We start from the raw sequence: 4,975 nt of genomic DNA, 5'->3' as shown, positions 1-4,975 counted from the left end.
CCAAACACAAACTTTCCAATCCGAATTTTGCCGTAGGTTTCTTATTTCCCTGCCAGTAGCCAGTTAAATCTCGTGAAGGTCTGGCTTTCAAACAGCGTTTTAGTACGTTGTCGAATTTGTCTTTATCTGACTGGTAACGAAAATCCTCACGCCACGCAGCTTCATTGGCGTAGTGCATCATATAGTGATTTCCCATCTTATGATAAACACCCATAATCATTCTTCTAAATCGGGCAAAGAAGGATTCAGCTAGGTTATTGGTGATGCCGTCAATCGAACAATATTCTTGGGAATGATTTACGCGCCATAAGTCATAGTGAAACGCCAAACCATCATAAGCAGGGTTTTCATCAGCACAAATTGTCGAGTTTGGTGTAACTAAGCGATGTGTTAAAGCAAGCATATCATCAGCATTTTCCTCTTTAACTAATGCAACGAGAGTGCGGTCGGCTCCTTTTATTATTTCCTGATTTGCGGCTTGTTGGAGGAAAAACACAACGCAGGATTTATCTTTACGTTGATGGCATTTCTTGCGTCTATCAATTCGGCGGTGTTTAAAATTCTTTGGGCAAAGGTAGTTATTCACATAACAACCATCAATATGCACAATGCCCTTGAGTGGTGTGAAATCTTGCGTTTTTTCGACTGCTTCACGAAATTTATGTAGTAATGCCCATGACGTTTTATATTGCACGCCAATATGACGAGATAAGTTAAGAGCAGAAATCCCTTTACTATTGATAGTAAAATAATAAACCGATAACAGTAGCTTTTTTAGGGAAAGTTTAGTGTGTTGGAAAATCGTGCCGCTTGTTACAGAAAAACGATGCTGGCAATGCTTGCACTGCCATTGTTTACGAGAAGAGAGAAAATAGGCTTTATGCTCAATCTGACAACGCGGACATTCAATCGTGTAAAAACAATAAGAATTTCCCCAACGGGCGTTTTTAAACAGAATGAGTATTTCGGTATCAGATAAATCGTAAATAGCGAACGCAGAGAGATTGCGAAGTGCAGAAAGTAAAAGTGGTGATGTTTTCTTGTTGTTTTTCATTTTTTTCGTTCAACGTGCATAATCAACTTTCAACTTATTGTTTTGTAGCCAATAAGTCATGTTTCTCTTGCTAAATTGGTTGAACGAATTAAATATAAAAAAACAAACGAGAAGATTTACTCAAAAACGGGAGGATTTTAGATCAAAGTTTGATCGATTTGCAAGAAAAATAGCGAGTCGATGCTCGCTATTTTTAAGTGTTATTGATTAAGATATAAATTTTTTACTGCTTGATCTAATAGGATTTCTAGCTCTAAAATATTATCAGCACTAGGAACTTTATCTTTATGCAAGTCATGTAATTTTATAGATAAATTAGCAATCTCTAAATGTTTCACATTTTCTTTATCAAATTTTTCTATTTTAATATACTTTAATACATCAATCCCTCTATTTGTTGAAACAGCATAACCATCAATAATTTTTCTTGCTATTGGAGAGTTAATTATTCCACACACATAATGCGCTTCTAAATGATTCTCTAGCGAAAGAAATAATACTTTTGAATCTACAACAATAGTTTTATTCTCTAACAAGGTATTTCTGAAATTAGGAATGCTTTCTTTGGCGTTACTGACAACAACCGCTGACATACTACCTGTTTGCTCTTTCCATAATACCTTATAAGTTGAATAAGTATATTCTCCAACATTATCTAACCTATAAAATGGGTTTTTCTCTGGATCAAAGAATTTTCCATTCTGAACTCTACTATCAAAAAGCTCTTTTCTATAAAAAGATAACCATTTATACGTTAAGAAATGATTTTCGGCTAATTCTGATTCGGGAACTCCATACTTAAATTCACTAGTATGCGGAACTAACATGTATTCATTGCTTTTTACTTTCCAGCGTGCAATATTTCGCCCACCAAGCATAGGATATACATATTCAGCTTCAACTATACCAATATTAACTCCTTTATCAAGAATGTCTTTCCTTCTTTGCCTAGACATATCATTTTCAATAGTTAAAGTTCCATTAGTATTTATTTTGGGTTCTTTTAAAATATAAACCCCTTTAGCTCCAGCTGGCTCAATTCCTTTTCTTCCTTGATAAAAAGGCTTTTCGTGATTAAGTATGTGTTCAGCAAGAATATCTAATTCTGATGAATTTTCCAACGTAAGCCAAGCTGATTGAATATCATTGGGTGATACAGGTTTGGCTTGAAGCTCTTTGAAGGTTATACTTTGTTCAACATCAGACCATTTAGCATGTGAATCAAATTGTACTGTTTTTCCTAAATATTCCCATTGATAATAAGAGTTCATAGGATAGATCATTGGGGTTCCTTTTTTTACAAAAATTGCCATACTATTAATCGTAAATAGATTTATGTTAGAAAAGTCATCGACTCTTTCAACGGAAAAAGGAACATTTTGATTATTTCTTGTAATAGAAAACTTTCTAAAGCCCTCACCACCTTTTGTTGATTTTAAGAAAGAGGCTGGTAATAAAAATCCTAATTTACCAGACTCTTTTAAGTAATAATCTATAGCTACGTAAGTTACAGCCATTCCAAAGTCATCATGAGTCGTTTTTTTATCATAAGCATTTTTCTCAAAAATACCGTAGCTTTGCCAGACTTCTAATGTTCCTTCTCGATAGGTGCTACTCATTGCTTTCCAAGTTATCCATGGGGGATTTCCAACGACAAAATCAAACTTATCATTCATCATTATTGGGGCAAAACTATTTTTGAATATTTTCCCCCAGAATGAGTTTTTACCAGCTCTATGTTGTCTATAAAGCTCATTGAATAAACTCTCATAGACTATAATTTCTATATTGTCTGATATTAAATTAAGATATTTTAACTTTCCTAGAAAAACCTGTAAGGTTTCATTTTTATCAATTGAATCAGATAACTCATCTAAAAATCTATTTGCAGATTTTTGATCTTTATATTTCGGAAGAACAAAGTCGCAAAGATGGGTTTTGATTTTTAACGTAGATTTATTTTGCTCAGAGTAAACAACAGGTGTAAGAACTGAATCTGATATATATACAGGTATATGTATTTTCTCATTTATTTCATCTATTTTCTCATAAGAATATGATAATAATGCAAGTATATAATTTGCTTTAGCTGAAACAGCTGATATAGGATTGATATCAAAACCCACAATGTTATTAGTTATCTTTTGAATATCAGATATTTCAACCGTTTTATTGTTTTTTATTCTTTTTATAGCTTGAAGAAGAAACGCACCACTACCGCAAGTAGGATCGCATAAACGTTTATCTATATCTCCAGTAAACCCTATTTTATCTAAAACAAATTCTACAGCCCAATCAGGTGTAAAATATTCACCCATAAGATGTCTTAAATTATCTGGAATTAATCCCATATAGATTTCTTGTAAAACATCTTGCATAGACTCTGGATTTAATACAAAACTTGCTAATTCATATTTCAAGATAATTTCTTGTAATGTTGAATTTATTATTCCAATATCAAATTTTTCTGAATAAGTAAACCATTCATAGAAATGAATTTCAAAAAAGTTAGATATAATATCATTTTGTTCTTTACCTTCAAACAAATCTACTACATAACGAATATCAGATAATAAATATATATTAAATTGAGGATTTACCGCATCTTTTATAAAAGAGTGAATCAATAATTTTATAAGAATATAATAGTAAGTTTGCAATGCAAAAAGGTACTTCTTTACATCTATATTTTCATCTACTATTCCATATTTCTCTCTAATTGAGTCTGAATACTTAGTGAAATTCGTTTCATCAGATTCATTTCCATAGATTATACCAAATATACGATCCCACTCAGAGTACAAAGTAATGATCCTATTATTAGGATTTTTACTTCCCATATCATCTATTAATATGTGATATAAATAAGATACATTATCTCTAATTAATTTATTATTTGGATTTATAACCTTTAATAAATTTTCTTTTGATAATGACATTTTCTCAGATTGTCTAAATAATAAAGACAATCTATTTACTCCTGAGTTTAAGTCAAACTTTTCAAACTTAAATTCTAAAGGAAGATTTAATTCTTTTGAGAATAGATTATTTAATTTTGTTTTTTTTAAATTAATATTATTTGTATTTTTTGCTTTTGAAAATCTGGCAAATAGGAAATTAGAGCCGTCAAAGCCTACCCCTATTTGAGATGTCAATTTCTTTACGAGAATATCACTTGAGTCATTTGGAGATATATCTGAAATTGAAATTAAATAATCATGCAATCCATGATCTTTATCGTTTCTACCATATAATGCTTCATCAATGCCTTTTGTTTTTTCAAAATATAATGGTTTTTTATATTCAAAAGCTACATTCTGATATAATGCATCAGGTCTTCCTCCTTGTAATAAGGTTGCTTCACTTTTAAATGTATTAGATAAATTAGAACCAGTTAAGTCAAATAAAGGTGCCACTATTTTTGAATAAAATTGTATTTTTACATCATCTTCTGATATTAAACTTCCAAAAATAGACTTAAAATTGCTACAGATATTATCAATAGTAATATTCATAATATCTCCTAAAATACACTAAGAGATATTAATGAATTACAATTTAATATTGTAGGCTTGTGGGCTTGTGGGCTTGTGGGCTTGTAGTGACATTTTTGTTCCTTATTGAGTTAGTGTAAAATTAGTATTTATTGTTTTTCTGATATTTCTTTAAAAGAAATAGCAAAGGCATCTTTTAAATTTTCAGGCATCGTGCGATAGTTGTTGAGTAATTTTTCTTCTTGCTCTGACATCGCAATTTCTTGCGTTGCAATCTGAAACATTTCCCCTTCCCCACTCACGAGCCAATTCAAATTCACTCCTGCTTTAGCTATGCCCGACATTCCTTCTGCATTGGGTTCACGTTCACCACCAATATAACCTTGCATTGTGCGATAGGCTATTCCTGTTTGTTCTGCGAAGTCTG

3 protein-coding genes are annotated in these 4,975 nt (G+C 31.5%); all 3 read right to left on the bottom strand.

What is annotated here, in order from left to right; genetic code table 11:
• Positions 1–1,054: IS1595 family transposase (locus tag HMPREF0027_RS04575; RefSeq protein WP_005622609.1), on the bottom strand; the 1,054-nt coding region annotated here is incomplete at its 3' end.
• A 200-nt stretch (positions 1,055–1,254) separates the two neighbouring features.
• Positions 1,255–4,569, bottom strand: coding sequence for an Eco57I restriction-modification methylase domain-containing protein (locus tag HMPREF0027_RS04570; protein ID WP_005622607.1), 3,315 nt, complete (start codon positions 4,567–4,569; stop codon positions 1,255–1,257).
• Between the two features lie 128 nt (positions 4,570–4,697).
• Positions 4,698–4,975 (bottom strand): hypothetical protein (locus HMPREF0027_RS04565; protein ID WP_005622605.1); only part of this gene is annotated, 278 nt, incomplete at its 5' end.

Source organism: Actinobacillus ureae ATCC 25976 (assembly GCF_000188255.1).
In the GTDB taxonomy this organism is placed as follows: domain Bacteria; phylum Pseudomonadota; class Gammaproteobacteria; order Enterobacterales; family Pasteurellaceae; genus Actinobacillus; species Actinobacillus ureae.
Note: the sequence above shows the minus strand (reverse complement) of the source record. Positions and strands in the feature narration are given on the sequence as shown.